Annotated in this window: 12 protein-coding genes, 1 tRNA gene and 1 pseudogene; 6 read left to right on the top strand and 8 right to left on the bottom strand. The window is 50.3% G+C overall.

From position 1 onward, the window contains the following. Nucleotides 1–653: 653 nt before the first annotated feature. Entirely contained in the window at nucleotides 654–2,237 is a 1,584-nt protein-coding gene (locus tag MXE41_RS05780; protein ID WP_247099705.1) for a methyl-accepting chemotaxis protein, read from the top strand. 298 nt (nucleotides 2,238–2,535) lie between these two features. Here MXE41_RS05780 and MXE41_RS05785 read toward each other — a convergent pair whose 3' ends face one another. Beyond that, nucleotides 2,536–4,437 carry a hypothetical protein gene (locus MXE41_RS05785; RefSeq protein WP_247099706.1) on the bottom strand — a complete coding sequence of 634 codons (1,902 nt, stop codon included), beginning with the start codon at nucleotides 4,435–4,437 and terminating at the stop codon, nucleotides 2,536–2,538. Between the two features lie 510 nt (nucleotides 4,438–4,947). Between MXE41_RS05785 and MXE41_RS05790 the strand changes: the two genes are divergently transcribed. Next, nucleotides 4,948–5,025 (top strand) — tRNA-Val (locus tag MXE41_RS05790). 374 nt (nucleotides 5,026–5,399) lie between these two features. Here MXE41_RS05790 and MXE41_RS05795 read toward each other — a convergent pair. Beyond that, a pseudogene (locus tag MXE41_RS05795) lies at nucleotides 5,400–5,603 on the bottom strand (flagellin); the annotation flags it as partial. Nucleotides 5,604–6,017: 414 nt separating this feature from the next. Here MXE41_RS05795 and MXE41_RS05800 point away from each other — a divergent pair. Then, on the top strand, nucleotides 6,018–9,002 hold the full coding sequence (locus MXE41_RS05800) for a transposase (RefSeq protein ID WP_247099709.1): 2,985 nt from the start codon (nucleotides 6,018–6,020) through the stop codon (nucleotides 9,000–9,002). 324 nt (nucleotides 9,003–9,326) lie between these two features. Here MXE41_RS05800 and MXE41_RS05805 read toward each other — a convergent pair whose 3' ends face one another. Together MXE41_RS05805 and pyk are read right to left on the bottom strand one after the other, a co-directional pair. After that, the gene (locus tag MXE41_RS05805) at nucleotides 9,327–10,094 is read right to left on the bottom strand and encodes a flagellin (RefSeq protein WP_247099711.1); all 768 of its coding nucleotides are present in this window, start codon (nucleotides 10,092–10,094) and stop codon (nucleotides 9,327–9,329) included. A 578-nt stretch (nucleotides 10,095–10,672) separates the two neighbouring features. Then, a complete protein-coding gene (pyk, locus tag MXE41_RS05810) occupies nucleotides 10,673–12,112 on the bottom strand; it encodes a pyruvate kinase (protein ID WP_246978756.1) in 1,440 nt (479 codons plus the stop codon). Between the two features lie 1,414 nt (nucleotides 12,113–13,526). Here pyk and MXE41_RS05815 point away from each other — a divergent pair. After that, the gene (locus tag MXE41_RS05815; RefSeq protein ID WP_247099721.1) at nucleotides 13,527–14,903 is read left to right on the top strand and encodes an ATP-grasp domain-containing protein; all 1,377 of its coding nucleotides are present in this window, start codon (nucleotides 13,527–13,529) and stop codon (nucleotides 14,901–14,903) included. Nucleotides 14,904–15,264: 361 nt separating this feature from the next. On the opposite strand, the gene purC is transcribed toward MXE41_RS05815, so the two are convergent. From purC to glnS, 4 genes are all read right to left on the bottom strand, one after another. Next, the gene (gene purC / locus MXE41_RS05820; protein WP_246978880.1) at nucleotides 15,265–15,975 is read right to left on the bottom strand and encodes a phosphoribosylaminoimidazolesuccinocarboxamide synthase; all 711 of its coding nucleotides are present in this window, start codon (nucleotides 15,973–15,975) and stop codon (nucleotides 15,265–15,267) included. 72 nt (nucleotides 15,976–16,047) lie between these two features. Beyond that, nucleotides 16,048–17,196: an outer membrane protein assembly factor BamC gene (gene bamC, locus MXE41_RS05825; protein ID WP_247099712.1), complete on the bottom strand. Its 1,149-nt coding sequence runs from the start codon at nucleotides 17,194–17,196 to the stop codon at nucleotides 16,048–16,050. 638 nt (nucleotides 17,197–17,834) lie between these two features. Then, nucleotides 17,835–18,293 (bottom strand): hypothetical protein, encoded by a 459-nt coding sequence (locus tag MXE41_RS05830; protein ID WP_246978878.1) that lies wholly within the window; start codon nucleotides 18,291–18,293, stop codon nucleotides 17,835–17,837. A gap of 13 nt (nucleotides 18,294–18,306) precedes the next feature. Then, on the bottom strand, nucleotides 18,307–19,977 hold the full coding sequence (gene glnS / locus MXE41_RS05835) for a glutamine--tRNA ligase (RefSeq protein ID WP_247099713.1): 1,671 nt from the start codon (nucleotides 19,975–19,977) through the stop codon (nucleotides 18,307–18,309). Nucleotides 19,978–20,001: 24 nt separating this feature from the next. Between glnS and MXE41_RS05840 the strand changes: the two genes are divergently transcribed. Together MXE41_RS05840 and maoP are read left to right on the top strand one after the other, a co-directional pair. Then, nucleotides 20,002–20,187 carry a hypothetical protein gene (locus MXE41_RS05840; protein ID WP_247099714.1) on the top strand — a complete coding sequence of 62 codons (186 nt, stop codon included), beginning with the start codon at nucleotides 20,002–20,004 and terminating at the stop codon, nucleotides 20,185–20,187. Between the two features lie 1,249 nt (nucleotides 20,188–21,436). Further along, nucleotides 21,437–21,784 carry a DUF413 domain-containing protein gene (gene maoP, locus MXE41_RS05845; protein WP_246978876.1) on the top strand — a complete coding sequence of 116 codons (348 nt, stop codon included), beginning with the start codon at nucleotides 21,437–21,439 and terminating at the stop codon, nucleotides 21,782–21,784. Nucleotides 21,785–22,523 lie beyond the last annotated feature (739 nt).

The following is a 22,523-nucleotide window of genomic DNA, read 5'->3' on the forward strand; positions in this document are numbered from 1 at the left end:
ACTTAGGTCACAGCCCCGCATGCCATGTGCACCTGTATGCCAGGATGTCAAACCAGTCAATCATAAGTTACCTCTGACTTTTGCGCCGCTGCAGAAATTAGTTCGGCACCTTGTAAATATCATCTTGACACGATGAATCTGACTCAGCAGAAACAGTAATTTGCCGCCATCTCAAGTCAGGATGACATGTCTGTATCAGAAGCAATTCAGCCTGAAGCATTAGTCTCAGCCATTGCTGGGTCCGGGCAATGGCAGACAACGACTTTTGACTGATACCAAACTGACCAGAAATGTAAGGCACATCATTGACGATCAAACATCATAAGGTGGAGCCAGTCTCAGACCGGATCGTCCCTTCTTAATGACAGTAAGCATGTGCTGACCGTTGCTCCTTGTACAAAGAGCCATGACATGGCCGGAACGAAATATGTGCTCACCACTGCCAGAAATAACTCAGCCATTAACTGCAATCAGTCTCAATACCATTAACCTCGGACCCCAACAGCTCCCTGGTGCATCAAGGCTCCCCGAGCTTTCTACGCTGTCTCTCATGTCCTTATTAGTGCCGACCATGACAGCTTGTTCTGATATTTTGCAGTAGCTGTCTGCGCCGCCTGATAAGAGCATTACCGGGCCAACAAAGAGATATAACCATGAGAATGAATGTACCTGTCACCGACGTTGAGCATCAGTTTCCCAGCGATCCTGCAGCCAGAATCATTTCTGTTACTGATCTTGAGGGCAATATAACCGAGGTCAACGATACTTTCTGTGAGGTCAGCGGCTACAGCCGTGAGGAACTGCTGGGTCAGCCCCATAACATAGTGCGCCATCCTGAGATGCCTCCTCAGGTATTCACAGCAATGTGGAACAGCCTGAAAATCATGAAGCCTTTCATGTGCGTACTCAAAAACAGATCCAAAGACGGCGGATACTACTGGGTTAATGCCTTTATTCATCCTATTGTTCAGAATGAAAAGATGGTGGGGTATGAGTCTATCCGCACCAAGGCTACCCCAGCGCAAATTAAACGTGCTGAGCAGGTATACAGGCAGATGCGTGAGGGCAAGCGTATCAAACGCCGCTTCTCAATTTCTGACAATATCCTTATGTTCATATTCCTGATCGCTATTGCCTGTGAATTCTTCTTCAACAATATTTATGTCAGCGCCGGCTGTTATGCCCTGATGTTCCTCATTGTCTGGAAGATAAGTCAGCGCCGTGCCTCAATTTTCCGCTTCCTGGATCGCGTATTCACGAACCACTCGAATGTGATTAACAGCGCTATCTTTACTTATCGCGGCGGTAAGGAAGGTCAGGCTGTTTACAACGTTATGTATCACCTCAAGTCGGTGGACGGCGTTATTACCCGTGTCAAGGAAAATGCCGCAAAACTCAATGCTCTGGCCCAGCAGCAGCTTAATCATCAGTCAGCCAGCCTTAAGGAGCTCGATGAGCGTGCCCGCTTTACTACCGAGCTTATGGACGAACTGCGTCAGATTGCTGATGACATTACAGTTATGATCGATGATGTCACCAGCAGTTCAAGGCAGGCGGCCACCAGCACTCTTAAAATCTCTGAGATGGTAAACACAGGCAAGAGCGTATCAGCCAGGACCATGGACACTATCAACGATCTCAGAGATGTAACCTCAAATACCCGCGAGATGATTAACGATCTGGCTGCTCGCGTTGATGATATCGAAAAAGCATCAGAACTCATCAAGGGTATTGCCGCCCAGACAAATCTGCTGGCCCTCAATGCCTCCATTGAAGCCGCCCGCGCCGGTGAGGCCGGTCGTGGCTTTGCAGTAGTAGCCGATGAGGTACGTTCCCTTTCACTGAGCACCGAATCAACTACAGTTCAGATTCAGGAGCTGATTCAGCGCTTCAAGGTAACAGCTCGCAATGCCGTATCCATGGCTGAAAAGGGCTATAACAATGTAACCGAGGGAGTAGCTCAGGTAGAGCATACCAATGAAAAGCTCAATGAAATCCAGCAAAGCGTGGATAACATTGCAGCCCTTGCCAACAGCATGGCTCACAGCGTCAATGATCACTCATCAACGGCTGCTCAGGTAGCCATCAAGGTGCAGCATATCCTTGCCATGAATGAGGAGAACTCACAGTCTGCCACTACCAACCTTAACCAGACTGCCATCTTCACCAGCATGTCCAGCGAGATGAGCAGCATGATGATTCGCTTCAGCAAGAAGAACGAAGGCCACCTGCGCTAACCATCACGGCACGCCATGGCCAGGCCTCATGGCCATACCGCCATGGCGCCCCCTTTCAGATGCAGTCCTCCCCTGCCAGACCCGGCCCCAGTGGCCAATGGCCAGGTCATGCTCATCATCACGTGGCTCATGGCCAGGTCATGCCATGCAGCCCGTGGCCCCGGGTCAGGCCCCGCTCATTGCAGCTGCAAGAAAAAAGAGAGTCCTCCTAATGGGGGACTCTCTTTTTTCCAGGGCGCTGCACAGGGTGTATCGGCCGGTTCTTACTGCAGCACCTGCCGTACGGGCGAACGAGGCGCTACTTGCCTGTCAGGCTGTTGAGGTACAGGGCACCAATTGCAGCCAGAATGAGCAGAGTTCCAATGGTCAGGCCACGCACGCTCACTGGTGGCGGCAGGCGCTTTACCTGGCGCATGGTGATTTCAATGAGAGTGGCGGTGTTAGGCGAAATTGAGTAGGCCTGATAGCGGTTGAGAATATCGATAAAGTCGCTGCGATAACGGGTAAGCTTGCGCTTGAAGTAATCGGCACGGCGCTTTTCCTTGAGAATGCGCTCCTTTTCCTTTTCTGCAAGCTTCTTCTTTTCCTCCCGGGTCAGCTTCTGCTTGACCTCACTGTCGCCATCAGGCTGGCCACTGGTTACAGGAACAGGCAGATTACGGCTTGCACGCTCGCTGTAATAAGTATCTGGCGGTCCGCCATTCTGACCGACATTCTGGCCATTGTCCTGACCATCAGGGCCCATGTCATCACCATCACCAAGACCGTAGCCTACACGGGTATCGTCACTGCGCAGGTCGGTATAGTTGATGTTCAGATGATTGGACTTGACCTTGTAAGGGTGCTTGAGAGCAAGGTTAACCAGCACCAGCATGAAGCTTACGTTATAACGGACAATCATGTCCTGCAGATGCAGACTGCAGTCAATGTAGCTGCCCTTAAGGCCCAGCTTCATGGAGAACTGCTCAATAACTCGACGTGATGCCTTGTTGAACTCATAGAAATTGTTGATGAGATTGGCATCATCACTGAGCATGTAGTACTTCTCAAAGTTGGAAGCTACAGCATGGTAAAAAGGCAGGGAGTCATCAATGCGTCGCAGTGAGGCAATGAAGTAATCAAGATCATCAGACTTGAGGCGGAAGTACAGACGCTCAAGCTTGGCAATCATGCTGCGCAGCTGCTGGGAAATACCTGAATTGAACTGACGGCCCAGCTCGATGGCATACAGATGCAGAGCATAGTGCACTACTGAGATGAGATTGTAGATGTAATCTAGGTACAGGGAACGCTCACGGGCCTCTGAACAGCGCTGACGGAAAGCCTCCATAAGGGAGTTGTTCACCGCGAGGAAGCGTGTGATTTCATCGAGCACCATCTGAGCTGCAGGATTTGGATTGAGCTCCACTTCAAGGAAGTCATCCTCAATACCGGCCTCCTGATTGATGTCAGCAATACGGTCGATGAGATTGTTAAGGGCATCATTGAGGTGACGGTCAAAACTGCCAGCCTGCTTTTTGAGGTTGATAGCATCGACCATGCGTGAGCGCACCGGATCATTGACCAGACGGGTACGGCTGGCCTGAGCCTCCTTATTGGCAATACCGTGACCAGCACCTGCAAAGGAGCGCTCATCGGAGTTGTCGTCACGCTCCTTGCGCTCTTTTTCATGTTGAAGGGCATCGAGCACACGGCTTAAGACGAAAGCTCCCTTAATCTTGAACTTGTCGCCAATAATGGCATGTACAAATGCCTGGGTCATTTCCTCATCGTTGAGGCAGCGGCTGTACAGGGTTGCAGCATCATCAAAGCGATCCTCAATCAAAGCCAGTACGGCCAGATTGATATAGGAAGAAAAGCTCTGCTGGCTCTGCAGGATTTTGATGGCTTTTTCACGCTGCCCATGAGCCAGATAGTAAATGGCTGCATGATCGTGCTTGCTGGTATCAACAAACCAGAAAATAGAGTAGTAAATACGGCCACGGGCAGAGAGCAGCTGGGTCTTGGCCTGGTCAAGACGACGCGGAGTACGAAGCGGCGGCTTCATCATGGTCTTCATATCCAGAGCCAGATTGATATCTTTGCCCTTGAGACTCTCACTCATCATCTTCTTGTAATTTGATGAGATGATCCTGCCCGGGATCTGAGTGGTCACACCAAGGACACGGTAAGGATTATCCTGTACTAAAGATATAGTCATTTCAGCTGTCCAAAACTGCTCATCAGCGCTGTCTGTGTATGCGCCTGTCCATCCAAAATCTGCATCAGCCCACCACAATGCACGTACTCAGCGGCCCTGGGGCTTCAAGTCATACTGCCCTGCAGGCCTCCGGCCTTGCGGCCCTGACCCGAAAGCTGATTGCTAATACAGTCACCTGGCCAGCCGACAGCATAAGGTCTCAGCTGAAGGGCTGGGCGGTGTAGCAGTGCCTGTTATGCAGTAAAGACTGAAATTATAACAAGATCCATACCAGGTAAGTTACGAGGCAGCACATGCGGCCATCGCACAGTCTCAGGCACATAAAGCTCATAAACTGCAGCACCTTCCCAGTCATAAGACAGATTCACTGGCATAAAGCGGCCCGCAGTTTCTGTCATAATTTCATAAGGGCATGCACTGAAATTAACCGGCCCTGAATATTTTTTGGACGTACGGCCCGTCAGGGCTTGCAAGGGGTAATCATAATCACTATAATGTGCCTCACCGAATGGATGCTTAGCTCAGTCTGGTTAGAGCATCTGCCTTACAAGCAGAGGGTCATAGGTTCGAGTCCTATAGCATCCACCATCAAGCCCACTTATGTGGGTTTTGTCGTTTTTATACCCCCTGTTTTCCCTCCCCACCTAACTCCCACCTAACTCCCATCCTTTACTCTTCCTTTTCTCTACCTCTTCTCTCCATTCACTTCCCAACCCCTGTCCCAGCTCGTTATCTGCTGTCATTCCACAGCTCTTAGTTAACCTCATCCTGCTCCTACTCCAGCAAAGCAATCCTTTGCGCAACACTATTTAAACGTCCGTTTAAGCCCATGAACTGACTAAGCGGCAGTCCAGCTCAAATCAGGAACCCTGAATACAAAAAAGCCCCCTGATCCATACAATCAGAGGGCTCTTGATAAAGATTGAGTTTGACAGCCAGAAGATGACTGGCAAACTATGCTGTTAGCCTAACAGGGACAGACCAAGCTGAGGACGGGTATTAGCCTGCATCAGCATGGATGAGGCAGCCTGCTGAATAATAGACTGCTGGGACAGGTTTGCAGACTCTTCGGCAAAGTCTGCGTCGCGAATTCTGCTGCGGGCATCAGCCTGGTTGGCAGAAACATTAGCCTGGTTGCGTATGGAAGACTCCAGGCGGTTCTGGATCATGGCCGCGCAAGGTAGCTGCTTTATATTCGTAATAATCGAAGCCTCTTGGGCTTTTTTTTAGGAGGTGTTGTTGTATCTAGTTACCCTAAATCAGGGAAGGGTAGCTATATGGTGACTTTCTCCCAAAATGTATCGATCTCAGGTTGAGTTTTAATGAAAGTAACCTTTTTGGTGCAACGATATATTGAAAACAATGAATGTTACAAATGATGGCTATAGACGGTCTATGCAAATAAAAAGTGTCACAACAAATGGTACTTGCAAGGTGTATGACAGGGCCTAATCCAGGAGGGCTGGGGAAATTTTTCCATTCTCCTATATATTTATATATGTCGATATATTTGGGTAAAAAATATGATAGAATAGGGGACTCGAATTCTTCTTATTTAACAATCAAGGAGACCCCACATTATGAATCATTCTACCCGCAACTTATCTTTAGATCAATCCCAGGAGATAAAAAAATATCCTGGCAATTCCCAGCAGGATTTATCATCTTCACCAGGTTACTCCAGGAATCAGGATAAAGCCCCCGTAGACCTGAATAACAGCTCGCCTTCCACTTCATCCCCTAATGCCCCCGCTGCAGAGCAGCCTGTATCAGCCCATATTCACCACCAGGCTGGACAGCCAGACTCTTCCTTTGATGAATCTACTGCAGAGCATCCGGAATCTGACCAGACTCATCACCAGGCAGGACAGCCAGACTCTTCCTCTGATGAATCTACTGCAGAGCATCCGGAATCTGACCAGACTCATCACCAGGCTGAACAGCCAGCCTCTTCCCCTGATGACTCACCGGCAAAGAAAACTGTTTCTAACAAGCCAGGGACCAGGTTTGAGCAGATTGCAAGAGAGTTGAATGAGCCTGGGCACAAGTCATCCCCATGTCTTCCAGCTCGCTTCAAGGGCTTTGGCCGAAAAAAGCTTTACTCAATTGTTGAGGAGGGCGCAGATTGTGTTTCTGCTTATGAGCTGAAGGCAATCGTTAACTATCTGGTCTGTACTAAGAAACCTGTTCCTAGCAATAGCAAGTCAAGAAGTGCCAAGGCAAAACAGGAAAAGCAGGAGTACAAGAATGAGGTTCGCAGAAGAAAGCAGTTAAGGAGCATTAATACATTTAATTGGTCCGTGCACGAAAACATGTATGAAGGAGAGGTAAGTGAAGGACTTAAAGTCGCCTTTTCAGGTGCTAACAAGGACGTTGTTATTGACCCTGACTCTAAGGACAGTGATGGTCGCTACACAGTTCAGATAAAGGGAGTGACACTGCTCGTAAAGCCAGAGGAGCTTCTGTCTTTATCCTTTTTTTCGCGTGTGTTTTCCATCTGCAATGTTGGCACCATGGCAACAAAGTTTAATGCGGCGGAGTTTGCCTCTTTTGTTTTGTTTTATGCCAGCTCGTGCTCTCCAGACAATGGAACAATACAAATGAGTGATCTTGTGCGCAGCTGCCATAATTATGGTTTCGACTACTCACACAGGACAATAAACTACTGGACAGAGCGACCTGACTTTGTGAATGCATTTGTGATTATCTGCTCTGCAATTACTCAGATTTGTTACTACGAGACACTTCAGGCAGTTAAAGCGTCTAATGATGTTAGAACAAGGTCTATTTCTAACCTGTTGCAGCTGCTTGGGTTCAGAGACATCATCATTTTTGATGGCACCAATGTTCTTGTTAATGAGTCCACAAGTAATTACGTCGACTGCAAGGGCCCAGGCAATGTACGTACTGGCGATTATGCTCCTGGCAGTACCAAATTTGACTCATCAGCCAAGAACACTGGAGAAAAAATCCATATCGTATCCAGTCTCAGTGGCAAATCTGTGGTTTCCGCCCAGATTACAAAGGGTGCGGCGTCTGAAAATAACTGTATCGATTTTGACTCCATAGCAAGGCACGATGCTCTGTTTGTAGCTGACAGAGCACACAACGGACTTATCGAGCTTATTGAGTTAAAGAAGCTTAGAAATATTGATTTTGTTGTCCGTGAGAAGGACTCATGCTCTTATGAAATCAAAGAGGCTCGCGATCATAGAGGCAGACGCCATGGCGAGCTTGATGCGCTGGTTGGACTGAAGGTCAATCACCCTTTAGTTCAGAAGCTGTGCGCGATATACGGCACTCTTGACTTAACTGTTGAGGGAGCGCGTTACATCTACAGCGACATCGTCACCGAACCAATCAGAAGTCTTTGCTCAAGAAAACCGACCAAGAAGAATCAGAGTCAGCTGTACACGACATGTGGAGAGTTTAGAGTTGTAGTACAGCATCGTGATGCTGCTGTAAGAAAGGACGGAACTAAGAGGGAGCAGGATGAGGAGTTTATCTATGTCGTGACCTCTCTTAAGAGAAAAGATGCTCCAGCTTTGGTTGTGATAGACATCTACCGTTTACGTTGGGACATCGAACTTAGCATCAAGGATGCAAAACAGCATTATGCCCTCTTTAAAACCAATGCCAGAAAAATTGAGCCAACCATCATGATGAATGCCGCATCTTTGGCTTGCTTGAGCTTGCAGGGACTGCTTTGTGCCATGGCTGGCATAGAGCTTCCTAAACATGATATGTCTGACGAATTTAAGGAGGATATACGCAGGCACTACCTTGCTGCATCCCAGGGGCTGACCCAGAGGTATATAGACCTGAAGAGGATATTACATGCTTTTTCTCTTATATTGAGGGGTAATGAACCTCGTTTTAAGGTATTACAGTCAGCTGCAACTTGCTCTAAAAACAAGGTCGACTTTAGCACTGAACAGAATGCAAGCAGAGGGTTTATAAGGCTTGAGCAGCATGAAAAGCTAAACAGGTGTGGACTGCCAGGACTGGACGTCATTAAGCTTCCTTATACTAAGATGCTTGATGCAATTTATTTTGCAGGAGAAGGGGATGAGGGTGCTCTAAGTATGTTCAAGGAGCTGGATAGAACCCTTGCCAGAATTGGTTACCTGAATTTTAGTTCATGCGAGGTGATCAAGGAGATCAGTGCTGAAGCTAAGAAGCTTGGCATAACCTTCAGCGACATCGTCAACAAGGTTGATATTCCTGCACAGATCTCAAGAGATCGTGCAAGCAGACTGGGGGCTCTGGCCGAGTTCTTAAAGACTGCATATGGCTTTCGTGTCGAGTCTTTCTATGGAGAATCCATTGCTGCTCGTGATGAGGTTGCTGAAGAAGGCTGTTGCGAAGCAAGTCCAGGTAATGATCCAGGCTCATCGCCACACAAATGCGGTTATGACCCTGATTGGATTGCCAGAGTCATGAATCGCGTTGCTGCAGTCATAGCAAAGAACGCACTTGCCTATCAGCCTAATGACAGGGACTTCAGCCGAAGGAAGTCAATCTTCTTGAAGTGCATTATTACAGCGATGAATTACCATCGTTAGAGTGCCTGGCAATAGCTGTCATGCCCTGCATTTTTTAATTTGCATTTATGACAGGTGTGACAGTAGCTTCTCTGATTCTATTCAACTCTTGTAACATTATTTTTCATGCCAATGGAAGATACAGATAGCTATGCCTAAAAGTATAGATACAACATACGGCATGCAAAAAATTAGCAAAAATAATACTTGACAACACCATGTCAAGATCAAAATCAGGTAAATTTTATGGTCATTTTTGTAAGGCATTAAAACTATTGCCAGGATATCCGGGCACAAAAAAAGCCCTTACGGGCTGGTAAAATCAAGAATGGCTTAAATAGGCCATTATTGTGTATGTTTTGCGCGGCCATGGTTCTGGATTGCACCTAGTCCGGCACGGGCTGCATCAACTGCACCAATCATCTTATCAAGGGCAGAAATGGCAATCTGAACGTTCTCAACCTTTGTGAAGGTAATGCTGTCTGGACCACCACCAGTGCCAGCCTTCCAGAACTTGGCAAGCTCGTCATCTTTCTTTAATCCGCCAGCTGAGGCAATCTGGGAGAACTTGAGGGCATGCACTTCAAAATCAATGGTATCACCCTTATTGGCACCTACCTGTAAGGTAAGCTTACCAATTTCGTTTTTACCACCACCGCCGCCGCCCTTGGTCATTATGGAGTTGGCGCCGGCACCGTCAAGAATGAGGGAGCCACCGAACTTGGTCTGCTTGGCGATACGGGTGATTTCCTGGGCCAGAGCGGTTGCCTCAGTAGCCAGGGCCTTGCGGTCCTCAAGGGTATTGGTACCGTTAGAGGCCTGAACTGCCAGGGTACGGATCTTCTGGAGCATGCCGGTCATTTCGTCCATGGCGCCTTCGGCAGTCTGAGCGAATGCGATACCGTCAGAGGCGTTGCGGTTGCCCTGGTTAAGGCCATTAATCTGAGTAGTTAATCTGGAGCTGATTTGTAAGCCGGCAGCGTCGTCCTTGGCGCTGTTAATTCTCAGACCAGAAGAGAGTCTCTGGTATGTTGTAGTCAGCTGATTCTGCACATTGTTCAGATAGCGACGTCCGTTCAGGGAACTAACATTTGTATTTACGTATACAGCCATAATACTAACCTTCGATGTCTGTTTTGCTAACTACGCTTTCTAAAATCTCAAGGTTTGCATAGGAATAAAATCTCTCCCTGAGACGTTTGTCTCTATTAACGTCATACTGGCCGTATGATTAAACTTTCTCACAGCCCCTAGTTACGGGCATCCCCTGTAAACTTATCAGTTAGCAATAGATGCATATACACTCATAATCGTCTAAATGACCGCCTTTGGTCAGTTACAAGGCTACTCATCAAAATGTATGCTGCTGGTGCTTTCTTCATACTGTCGAACGCTCGCCACTTTAATTGATCAATGCTCAATCTGAGCACACCAGCAGGATCAAATATGATTACGTGAACTCGTAAACAATTGACATCATTACAGTCCCAGCTCTGTTGCGCATGGTCAGCTTCAAATTTAAGGCTGAGCTTCAGCCAACAAAAAAGCACTCGCCTTTTCTGGAGAGTGCTTTTTTGCTGGTGGTCATGCCCGGCAGACAGCGGAGACGCCCGGCATGCCCCAGGCAGCCCGGTCCGGGCCATATGGCCAGGCCTGTGGGCAGCCTTTGGGAGTATGCGCAGTTCAGTCGATTAGACGGTAACAACACGCATGGAGTCGGTGTGGCCTGACTTGCCCATGTTCACACCGAAAGCAACTACCAGACGGTCGCCGGTCTTAACATGACCGCGCTCCTGGAGCTGGCGGACAACGGTTTGCAAGAGCTCATCGAGGCTGCTGTAGGCCAGATTGTCAAAGTGGTAAGGGAAGACGCCACGGTACATGCTCATCCAGCGTACAGCCTGCTCAGAGCGGGAGAAAGCAAAGATTGGCAGACCGGATCGGATACGGGACATGATAAGTGGAAGGTGACCACTGTCAGTGAATGCTACCAGGCCGTGGATACCCTCAAGGTGGTTAGCTGCAAACATGGAGCTCACAGCGATGGTGTCCTCGGCATCCTTGAAGATGCGATCGGCACGGTAACCGGACTTCTGAACCTCAGTCTCGGCACCAAGACATACCTGAGACATGGCGCGTACAGTCTCAACAGGATAATCACCGGCTGCAGTCTCAGCTGAGAGCATTACGGCATCGGTACCGTCGAGCACAGCGTTGGATACGTCCATTACCTCGGCACGGGTAGGCATTGGGCTCTTAATCATGCTCTCCATCATCTGGGTAGCAGTGATGACTACACGGTCAAGGCCACGTGCAAAGTTGATAAGACGCTTCTGAGTAGACATGAGGCTGGCGTCGCCAATCTCAACACCAAGGTCGCCACGGGCTACCATTACGGCATCGGAGGCCATGACTATGTCACGCATTGCCGCTTCTGAGGCCACAGCCTCGGCACGCTCTACCTTGGCAACGATATGAGCATTGCTGCCAGCCTCACGCAGCAGACGGCGGGCCTCCTCAAGGTCCTTGCCACTGCGAGGAAAGGAAACAGCAACATAATCTACGCCCAGAGTTGCTGCATGAATAATGTCCTGCTTGTCCTTCCTGGTCAGAGCTGGAGCTGATAAACCACCGCCCTGCTTGTTAATGCCCTTGTTGTTAGATAACGGGCCGGCCACGATAACAGTGGTAAAGATACGGCTGTCCTCAACTCGGGTTACAGCCAGCTGGATACGGCCGTCATCGAGAAGGAGAATGTCACCTGGCTTTACATCATTAGGCAGCTGGGTATAGGTAATACCTACAGACTCCTGAGTACCCTCATTAAGATCGAGATCAGCATCAAGGACGAAGGTATCGCCGTACTTGAGATGGATTGGGCCTTCCTTGAACTTGCCAATACGGATCTTAGGACCCTGAAGGTCACCCATAATGGCAACTGGCAGATCAAGATCCTTTGCAGCCTTACGGACTGCTACAACGCGCTTCTGGTGATCCTCAAGAGTACCATGAGAGAAATTCAGACGTACTACGTTAGCGCCTGAACGGATGAGCTCTTCAATAACTCCAGGACGATCTGTAGCTGGACCCAGAGTAGTAACGATTTTGGTTCTGCGCTTTCTTGCTGCCATTTTTACATCCTACGTTGATTGCACTGCATCCCTGTCATTCAGGCAAGGCCTGAAATACAGTTTTGCAGCTGCTTTTGGACCTCGGGGCATAACATCGACAAAAGCTGATAAATATGCTCGATAACCTTGATATTGTAGTTTACACAGCCCCCTTTCATCAAGGTCATACCAGGCCCGAACCTGGGTTGCGCCCGTCATATTCTTCATATCTATGGGAAAGTATGCCCCCTTGAAAGAAGGACGGCGTGATGCTGTGCCTGTATTACAGGTGCCCCCTGGAGCACGAAATAAGTCTCAGCTGCATATGATGACACTGGAGCCGGTCATCCCCTGGCAAATGCCTTGAATACCTGTCCTGCATGCCCTGCCAGGCCATAGCAGGCTGGCAGGCTCACACATAAGGTAACGGTATGCAGCACAGGGAAGGTATAAGTCAATGGCCTTGCCTCTTTGGATAAACAGTCGGGCCAGACATGCCTCAACAGCTAGAGTACTTATCGATGAGTGGTCATAGCAGGTATGCCTGCTGGACCGGGATGGAGGGCAGTATGAATGGCTGGCATCTACGCCCCTCATGCCTGATCCAGGGTGGCTAAGGGCTCTTTCCGGGCAGCCACCTGTTATGTTTATGCTCATTAACCTCGTCCATGCTCGCGCACAACAGGATCTTATGGTGTGTCATTAGCAACTGTCATACAGTTACCAACATACCTTGAAGCGGCAGCCGGTCTGCCTGCAATAAGCTCTGACTATCTGCGTATTTCCAGCCCTGTATTTATTACAAATTGATACTCAGGTAATAGAACGTATTATTTAACGCATGATAAAATCTCAATCGTCAGCACTGTATATACGTAGATATGCAGATTTCTGCCCTCCGGTGCCTGAGCTCATAAATACTCATCGTTATTTAGCGAAATAAGGACACCTCACAGTGATGGTGGGGAGACTCTTACTTTCAGTACAAACACCAGGATGCAAGGATGTCTGAATCTGCTTATATCAGCACTTATCCAGACATTAAAACAAACCACTTACGGTCTGCCATTGCGTTGCCTCGGGCAATTCCCTGGTCAGGACAGAGACGGGGCTTGCGCCCAGGGCTGCTCGTCACACTGCCATTCTTATAGCCGGTTTCCATAAGACTGAGCTGTTACGTCATGGCATGCAGCAGTGGTTCATAACATGTTTAAGGCCAATATCCTGTCCACAGGGCCCGTATGCGGGACTGCAGTCTTGTTTCCGGTCCTCTTGATGCGCGTCCGGGACCATAACCGCATACATGGACCTTAACCTGAAATATGCTGCTCGACATTGATTTAATCCTTGTAAAAAGCCCTTGAAAGTCCTTTGAACATAGACTTTTGTGCTGTTGTCAACCACCAGGCCATTATCTGGCTTTTAAGTGAATATAATGTTCTCCGCCTGCAACCTCAGCTACTACTTTTACGATCTGTCTAAACCTAATGTTCTTGTTCTCGGAGCCAGCTTCGAGTTTGAGCCTTTCCTTGAGCTGCTGCTCAAAGAGCAGGTCAATGTTCTGTGCATGGACCGCAGCCCGGCTTTGAGTGCTGAGTTCATCAACCGCTGGGATGGTCAGCTGGTCTGTCTTGCTCAGGATTTTTCTGATTTACAAAAGACTTTCGATATTGTCAGAGATTACGCCATTAGCCATATCGCCGCTCTGCCTGTAGGCCGTGCTCTGATTATCATGGGCAAGCTCAGTGACCAGCTTGGATTTAACAGTCCTTCTTTCGAGATCATCGACACCATGACAGACAAGAAGGCTTTCCATCATTTCCTCAGTGAGCAGGGGCTTGAGGACTATCAGTGGTCTTTTCTTGACAGTAAGGCCTGCAGGGAGCTCAGGGCACACTTTGATGATCTGGAACAGAAGTTTGGCTATCCATTTATCATCAAACCGGTTGAGGGATCGGGCTCAATGGGCGCAGCTCTGATTTCGGACAGAAGTGATCTTGAGGAGTACCGCCTGCCTGAACGCTTTATTTCAGGTGGTGCGCTGGCTGAAACAGCCCTTGAAGGAGAGGAGTTCTGCTGCGCCGGCTTTATAGACGGGGAGAGTCACTTTCACATTATGACCCTGCTGGGCAAGGAAGTATCGAAGCCTCCATATCGTCAGGAAAGTGCATACTTTTCTGTCCCACGTGAGCGTGAGGCCGCCATTATTACCCAGTATGCAGAGCTGATAGCCTGCCGCATCGGACTGCGCTCATCATTCCTGACAGTCGATGCCTACGTCACCCCTGATGACAGATGTTTCTTTATTGATATTGCCCCACGTCTGACAGGTAATAATGTCCTGCTGGCTGCCCTTTATAACGGCAACAACCCTCTGCACATATTCCGCAAGGTAATGATTGATGGGCAGAACTTCTGCTGCCGCAGCAATCCGCAGCCTGCAGTCATTCGTTTCTTTGATTTTGAAGACAGCCATCCTGTTGTCTTTTCCGGCAGTCCGGTCAATGGCTCATGGGGCTCACCTCTGCCGGCAATGGATGAAAGCTTCAATGTGCTGACCATTGAGGCCCCTGAAAAAGGCCTTGAGATGTTTACCCCTGAGGAAAGAAAGCACATCATTGCCTTTGAAAACAATCTGGAGGCTGGCAAAAGCTATGGTGCCCTGCACAATGGCGGAGATCTTGCCCGAGGTTACATCATGGCATGGGGCGCTACCCTTGAGCAGGCTGACGCCCTGACCCGCCGCTATATTGAGGCAATCAGAAAAAGCAGCCGGGATCAGAGCCAGCACCAGTCAGTAATGGCTGGCTGACCGGCCTCCGACATGTTCAGCTGCTGAAAAACAAAACAGCCGCATATTCAGGACAGACATCCTGACTGTGCGGCTGTTTGCATTTTGGCGCGGTAAGCGGCCCGCCAGGCTGCCCTGCAGCTCCCATTGCCGGCCACGCCCTGGCCCTGCTGCATGATGGCGGTGGCCGGTCGGCGGCCGGCCTGCGGCTGCGATGGCTGTGCCGGAAGCCTGGGGCGGGATAAAATGCCGGGGCCAGAAAAGACGAGTGGCCATGGGGCTAACCCCATGGCCACATATGCTGCCTCAGCAGCCTGTCTGTCGCAGTTATACGCTCAGGGACTCACGGCAGTGAGCTCTGGAAGCGACAGCTGTAAACAGATTAGAGAGGGCAGCCGATACGGCGTGCAACTTCCTCGTAACCTTCGATAACGTCACCCAGACCCTGACGGAAACGATCCTTGTCAAGCTTCTTGCGGGTTTCCTTATCCCATAAACGGCAGCCGTCTGGAGAGAACTCATCACCCAGGATTAACTTGCCTTCGTACATGCCGAACTCAAGCTTGTAATCAACCAGGATTAAGCCGGCCTTGTCAAACAGATCCTTGAGAACCTCATTGATCTTGAAAGACAGGCTCTTCATCTCCTCGATCTGCTCCTTGGTACCCCAGCCAAAGGAAATGATGTGGGACTCATTAACCATTGGATCGTGTAACTCGTCGTCCTTATAGAAGAACTCGAAGGTAGGAGGGTTGAGGTCAAGACCCTCTTCAACACCAAGACGCTTGCAGATAGAGCCGGCAGCTACGTTGCGTACTACGCACTCAACAGGCAGCATTTCCAGCTTCTTGACGAGACACTCGGTATCGGAGAGTAACTCTTCTACGTGTACAGGAACACCGGCTTCCTCGAGCTTCTTCATGATGAAGAAATTAAAGCGGTTGTTGGTACGACCCTTACGGTCCAACTGCTTAATAATCTTACCGTCGAAAGCAGAGGTGTCATCGCGGAACAGCATGATGTAGTGGTTCTGATCATCAGTCTCGTAAACAGACTTGGCCTTACCGCGATAGATTTCCTGTTTCTTTTCCATTTTGGCGTATTCCCAGAAAAGTAAAAAAATAAAAGGGCCTGAAACAAATTATCAGGCCCAGAAATTTTAATCCTACTTGTCAAATTTGGCAAGATAGTTAGCGCCCTCGCGCTTATATACGGCAAACTGCTGAGTAATTGCCCTGGAGAAACCAGGATACAGTCTGGCAGTCTGAGCGGCTGTGATCGGCTTGTCATCTTCATTGTAGAAGGTGATGACTGTGTTGTCGCCAGATACGGCCAGACGGACAATATAAGTGCCCTCTGGCAGACCAAATGGCTCTACGCCCTGGCTGCGGTAGAACTCAGGATCTTCCTCGCTGATTTCAACCTTGTAGGTGGAGCGGGAGATGGAGTACTCCTCAACCTTCATGCCGTAGCTGTCCAGAGTACCGCGCATGACATTCCAGGTGGAGTTGTAACCGGCATTTACGATTAAGGCATCCTGGTCATTGTTATCACGGCCCAGTACTACCTCAACATAATCAGGGATAACCTCATTGGCCATGTTCTGAATGGACATGGTTTTGATAAGAGCGTTGGCAAAGCCGCTGGTGAAGTTGGCCTTGTGCACCAGGGTAGGTTCAATGGCAGTCTCAGATGAGGTGGAGCTCTTTAAGGCGATGAAGTAGCCAATCTGCCCCTGCTGGGCATGACCTACCTTAATCTGGTAAACCTGATTGAAGCTTTCTGCCAGAACGCTGTCGCTGACCTCGTCGTATGGCTCACCAAAGGCATTGAAACGGGACGAGCCGGTAGTAAGCTCATAGCGTGCCTCATTGGTGGCAGCTACAGGAATCTTCATGTACTTGAGAGCTTCGGTCAGATAACTCCAGGCAAGGTGCTCGTCACGGATATTGAACTGGTTGGATGGCAGGAACCAGACAACGGCATTTTCATCCTTGCGAACGATATCTACACCGCTTTCGGCTACCTGAGACACTACAGGCGGACGGATATCCATATTCTCGCCAATCATCTGGCGGCTCTTTTCAGAAGGCGAAACGAACGGAATATCAAAGGTCTTATCGGTATATGGAGGGGTGATGCCGGCTGGAACCTTAAGCGGATCTGAGCCTTCTTTAGCTTCGGCATGATCGTAGTAACCGGTTGGAGTCCTGAGAGAATCATCAGAACTGTTGGCACCGCAGGCACTGACCATAATGGCGGTGCTGCCAGCTGCCAGGGCCATAACCAGTGATTTAATCTTGAGGCTGGACAAAGTGTATCTCCCAAACCTGTTACAGGTCATAATCCGCTGAAAAACATGATGCAGTCGCACTGATAGACCATCAGGCCGTCCATACGACAGGTACGCATCCCGACTCCGGATAACTGACCGCTCAGGCCGTCCGTCCGACAGGGGCGACTCCCTCAAATCAGTCAGGCCGTTATTCCATTGAGGAGGCCGTGCTGTACTGCATGCTGCGCCCTCAGGCGGAGCGTACTCCGTCAGGGCATATGATTAAAAGCCTGCACAAGGGCAATGATGCCCGGTGCTGCGCTGGATATTTTAATGGATATTGCCGCGCTATGCCATAAATTCAGCAAAAACACGCACATCTGCCCCTTGCCGCTCTGCAGGTCCTGCCAGTGCACCAGGTTTAGCTGCTCCCTGCCGCTGCAGGCTCCCGCTGCAGGCTGCAGCGTCAGAGCAACTGAGGAGCATGAGGGCACACTCAGGTGGCAATTGAGGTGACCACTGGGGCCGCCTGCTTATGGCTGCAGCGGGCTGCAGCGGGCTGCGGCGCGCTCCGCCGTAGCCCTCAGGATCACAAAGCCGGGATGGTTTAACCAGTCCCGGCTTTGGATTAAGTTAAAGTCATACTGCCCCGCCCCTGTGGGGCCGGTATATGAACTTTAGTCGTTGCCGCCCTTAGGCATGAGTGGCTTTTGCAGATAATCAAAGAGATTATTGGCAACCATCAGGAGCACTTCCTTGATGGAGCTGAGCTCAGGATCATACTGATTGATGAAGACAGGCTCGCAGCCAGGCTCGTAGTAGCAGACTGAGGAGAATACGGCATCAACATCAGTCTCAGACAGAGTAAGGGAGCAGCGGAAGTCTACATAACGCTCAACACCGGCCTGGGCCAGCAGTGGGTCGCGCATGACCTTGTGGAAGTTAATGACCGAAATATTGCGGTCATCAAGGAAGATGTGGTTTGGACGCACACCGGCCTTGACCCAGTGTTCTGCCTTGTCAAAAGCACGCTCTAAAGGAGCTTCTGAATGGAAGATAAATGGAACTTCATAATCAGAACCAGGAGGCGGAGCAACAGGATCATTGCTCTTCTCTAAATCATCAATATCAGACATTGCTGTCTCCTTATTAAGCCTGAACCTTCTTGGTCTCACGCAGTGCAACAGTTAAATTGAATACAGGTCTGTTCTCGGCAGAGTGCTTTGAATCTACACAGAAATAGCCTTCGCGCTCAAACTGGAAGCTGTCGCCCACTCTGGCATTCTGCAGTGAGCTTTCAAGAGCGGCATTTTCCAGCACCTCAACAGAGTTCTTGTCCACACAGGCAAGGAAGTCCTCAGCAGCACCAGGATTTGGTACGTTGAACAGACGGCCGTACATATTGACAGTACCGCGATAGCAGTTCTTTGCGTCAACGAAATGAATTACGCCCTTTGCTTTCATACCCTCGACGTCGCGGCCCAGAGAATCTGGAATGGCCTCAACGTGTACGCAGGTAACCTTGCCGTTTTCATCCTTTTCACAGGAGGTGGCCTTGACCAGATAGCCATGGCGCAGACGTACCAGACCGCCCAGCTTGAGGCGCTTGTACTGCTTGTTTGCCTCTTCGCGGAAATCTGCCTCATCGATAAACAGCTCACCTGAGAAGCTTACCTCACGGGACCCGAGCTCCTGCTTGTCAGGGTGATTAGGTACGGTAAAGGAAGTAGCGGTTACGCCTTCCTGACCGTAGTTGTCGATCACCATGCGCAGAGGGCGCAGCACAGCCATGGCACGTGGAGCATTGTTATTGAGGTCCTCACGTATGCAGGCCTCAAGTGCGGTCATCTCTACAGTGTTATCCTGCTTGGTAACACCGATACGGCGGCAGAACTCACGAATGGAAGCAGGAGTATAGCCGCGACGGCGCAGACCGGAAATGGTGGTCAGACGAGGATCGTCCCAGCCATCTACATGGCCCTCGGTCACCAGCAGATTGAGCTTGCGCTTGGAGGTAATGGAATACTCAAGATTCAGACGGCTCATCTCATACTGATGTGGATGGCAGTCGATGCTGATATTTTCAAGCACCCAGTCATACAGACGGCGGTTGTCCTGGAACTCCAGAGTACATATAGAGTGTGTGATGTGCTCGATGGCGTCAGAAATACAGTGGGTAAAGTCGTACATTGGGTAAATGCACCACTTGTCACCGGTCATGGCATGGCTGGCATAACGGACGCGGTAGATAACAGGGTCACGCATGCAGATAAATGGAGAGGCCATGTCTATTTTGGCGCGCAGACATACCTTGCCTTCCTCAAACTTGCCATCGCGCATCTGCTCGAACAGAGCCAGATTTTCCTCTACAGGACGATCACGATATGGGCTGTTGCGGCCCGGCTCCTTCAAGGTGCCACGGTACTCACGGATTTCATCAGGGGACAGCTCATCAACATAGGCAAGTCCCTTTTCAATCAGCTCTACGGCATAGCCGTACAGGCGCTCAAAGTAATCTGAGGAATGTCTGACCTCACCGTTCCAGGTAAAGCCCAGCCACTGCACGTCCTGCTTGATGGAGTTGATGTACTCCATGTCTTCCTTGACCGGATTGGTGTCATCAAAGCGCAGATTGCAGGTGCCCTGATAGTCACGGGCCAGACCAAAGTTCAGACAGATACTCTTGGCATGACCGATGTGCAGGTAGCCGTTTGGCTCTGGAGGGAAGCGGGTGGCTACGCTGGTGTGACGACCGGCCTTCAGGTCATCATCGATGATGTCAGTGATAAAGTTGCGTGGAATTTTCTCACAGGAATCCATCGCGATCTCCAAACAAAAAGCAGTGTGCTCAGCAATAAGTTAAACCCAGCCGCAACCGGACTGACATACTCCCCTGAGTATCAGGCTCCATGGAGCATCAGGATCACCAGAGCATCAGCCTCCACAGAACATCAGGCTCTGCAGACAGCCAGCGCTCACATGAGTGTCAGAGCAGCTCTGAATGTCAGGGCCCGCCTGACTGCAGGCTGAGCGCAGTGACGCAACTGACCTGCCCAGATACAGGGACAGTCTTTATGAGGCCCGGGAGGGCTTAACTTATTACTGAGTTAATAACTGCAGAAAAAAAATCATATCGCTATCATAGCGGCATTTAAGCACTCAGTGCAAATATACAGCGCCTCAGGCGCCTGAGTACCGCCTTTTGCAGGCATAAGACAGCAATGCTTATGACTGCCTGGACGTGCCGCAATCCCTGAAGGCCACAACCTGCTCACAGTGCAGGCTCCAGGACGTTCAAGGGAGAAAGTTCATGCCGCGAAAAACGCTGTATGCAGCTTGTTTGTCGGGCCACTGATGACAATATCTCAATGTCTGATGAATTTTAGCAAAGCCCGGCGCGGGCCTCAAATTTTTCGTGCCAAAATTGCCCGTGCCGTCGTATTTCCGGCCCATGGCTACGCCATTTTCAGCAGCCAGCCCCTGCTCTGTAATCAGGACCACATCACGAGCGAAAACTGCAGTCACCAGCTCAGACTACCCGGCTGCAGACCCGGGCTAAAGGAGCTGGGCATGCCCGGCTGCGAGCCTCCCAGCAGGAGCCTGTAACGCCCGGATGCGAGCCTCCCAGCAGGAGCCTGTAATGCCCGGCTACGAGCCTCCCTGCAGGAGCCTGGGTGCAGGCAATCGATGATGAGCAAATGTTGGCCGTACTGTCGCCACGAATAGCCTTGCTGACCTGGTTGCAGGCCCGGCCTGAAGCGCAGTCCAGACTGCAGCCTTGCGTAATCATGATCAGCCCGGCAACCTGCAGACGGGCTGCCAGCCCAGGCTGTGCACAGTGGGCTGCTGAGGCAAAGTTATGCGGGGTGTTACTGTTGGCCAGGCTTGCCTGGCTGGATGGGGGCGGTCTGCTGAAAAAGCAAGTATTTACGGGATTTACCCCCGGTTTTCGTTGACATGAGTGCTCAATGTATTAGAATACAGCTCTATTTTTGATACACTGTTAAAGCATGTATGTCCCGACGGCCTGATGCCGCTGCGGAACGGCGTGATTACCAGAAAGATGCAGCTGCGGCCCAGTGCCGGGCAAGGACGTCTTTCCCTTGGCAGTATAGAAAAACAGACCACCAGAACGCCCTGCTCACAGCAAGGCCGGACTTACAGGTGGTTAAACCAGGTACGGACTCGTGCCGTTACATGCTGTAGCCGGAAGTTTTGCTTCTGAACATACAGCAGCCCGTCAGGACTGATCCTGAGGGCAGTTCACAGGATTTTTTTCATGAGCTTTGAATCTGAAAAGCAATTTAACGATTTTCAACACTTTGCCCGCGGCATCCGTCGTTCCGGCGAGTTCTCAATTCGTGAAAGCGGCATCCTCGAGAAGTGCGGTACTGCCATGATGGAACTCCACATGGGCACCCGTAAGCCAGCTGATGCTACCGAGAAAGTATTCCTTGAGCAGTTACACTCTGACGATGTAATCACTGATCCAAACGCCAAGATCTTCAAGAAGTACTTACAGGTTATTCAGCCACGTCGTCTCCACCGTCTGTGCACTGCCGGTGCCGATGATGAGATGGGCGGCAATGACTTTGGCGGCTCAGGTGACGACAGCTCCATGGACTAAGGAGCTCAGTCCTGCCTGCAAGGCAGCCTGACACAGCAGGATTATTCCTGTCACAATTGGGGAGCTCAGGCTCCCTGATTTGTTTTTACCACCCCAAAAATTTCCTCTGCCCTCCATCCTCGCCCTGCTGCTCCGCCATCATGCCGCTGTCCATCAGCGCATCATGCCCCTCCGCTGCCTCATAGGCGCATCATGCCCCTCCGCTGCCTCATCGGCGCATCATTCCCTGCCGCTGCCTCATCAGCGCTTCATGCCCTGCCGCTGCCTCATCGGCGCTTTACGCCCCACTGCGTTCCTGCTGAGCCATTGCAGTCCTGTCCTTAAGGCTCCTGGCCCGCCGGTATGTCTTCAGCTCTCCTGCGACCTCAACTCCCACAGCAAAATTTGGTCTGTCATCCAGCCCCATGGCTGAGCATGCCCTTATGTCATGCCATGGCCATGCTTAATGTTAATCCTGCCCTGCTCTGCCCTGCCCAATAGCTGAAATGAACTGCTGTGCCGCTCGAGCCTGCTTTGCGCCCAGAAGGCCTGACCAGGCCACCGTCTGAGCAAATTACTGGTGCCCTGCTGCGCGGCAGTCAGGGATGCAGGATCAAAGCGCCCCTTTAAAACGTACGTACTTTCTGAGTGTGGGGTGTGATGATTTAGCTGATTTATATAAGATTCCTGCATGTTCCATAACATACAGGAGACGTATATGGGCGTTAAAAATGACGCAGCTGTGCCATCGTGCAAAAGG

The organism is Anaerobiospirillum sp. NML120449 (assembly GCF_023051105.1).
GTDB lineage: Bacteria > Pseudomonadota > Gammaproteobacteria > Enterobacterales > Succinivibrionaceae > Anaerobiospirillum.

Bases quoted from the DNA above. Each gene is read 5' to 3' on its own strand.
- MXE41_RS05780 (WP_247099705.1), top strand. From the start codon at position 654: ATGAGAATGAATGTACCTGTCACCGACGTTGAGCATCAGTTTCCCAGC.
- MXE41_RS05785 (WP_247099706.1), bottom strand. From the start codon at position 4,437: ATGACTATATCTTTAGTACAGGATAATCCTTACCGTGTCCTTGGTGTG.
- MXE41_RS05800 (WP_247099709.1), top strand. From the start codon at position 6,018: ATGAATCATTCTACCCGCAACTTATCTTTAGATCAATCCCAGGAGATA.
- MXE41_RS05805 (WP_247099711.1), bottom strand. From the start codon at position 10,094: ATGGCTGTATACGTAAATACAAATGTTAGTTCCCTGAACGGACGTCGC.
- pyk (WP_246978756.1), bottom strand. From the start codon at position 12,112: ATGGCAGCAAGAAAGCGCAGAACCAAAATCGTTACTACTCTGGGTCCA.
- MXE41_RS05815 (WP_247099721.1), top strand. From the start codon at position 13,527: ATGTTCTCCGCCTGCAACCTCAGCTACTACTTTTACGATCTGTCTAAA.
- purC (WP_246978880.1), bottom strand. From the start codon at position 15,975: ATGGAAAAGAAACAGGAAATCTATCGCGGTAAGGCCAAGTCTGTTTAC.
- MXE41_RS05830 (WP_246978878.1), bottom strand. From the start codon at position 18,293: ATGTCTGATATTGATGATTTAGAGAAGAGCAATGATCCTGTTGCTCCG.
- glnS (WP_247099713.1), bottom strand. From the start codon at position 19,977: ATGGATTCCTGTGAGAAAATTCCACGCAACTTTATCACTGACATCATC.
- maoP (WP_246978876.1), top strand. From the start codon at position 21,437: ATGAGCTTTGAATCTGAAAAGCAATTTAACGATTTTCAACACTTTGCC.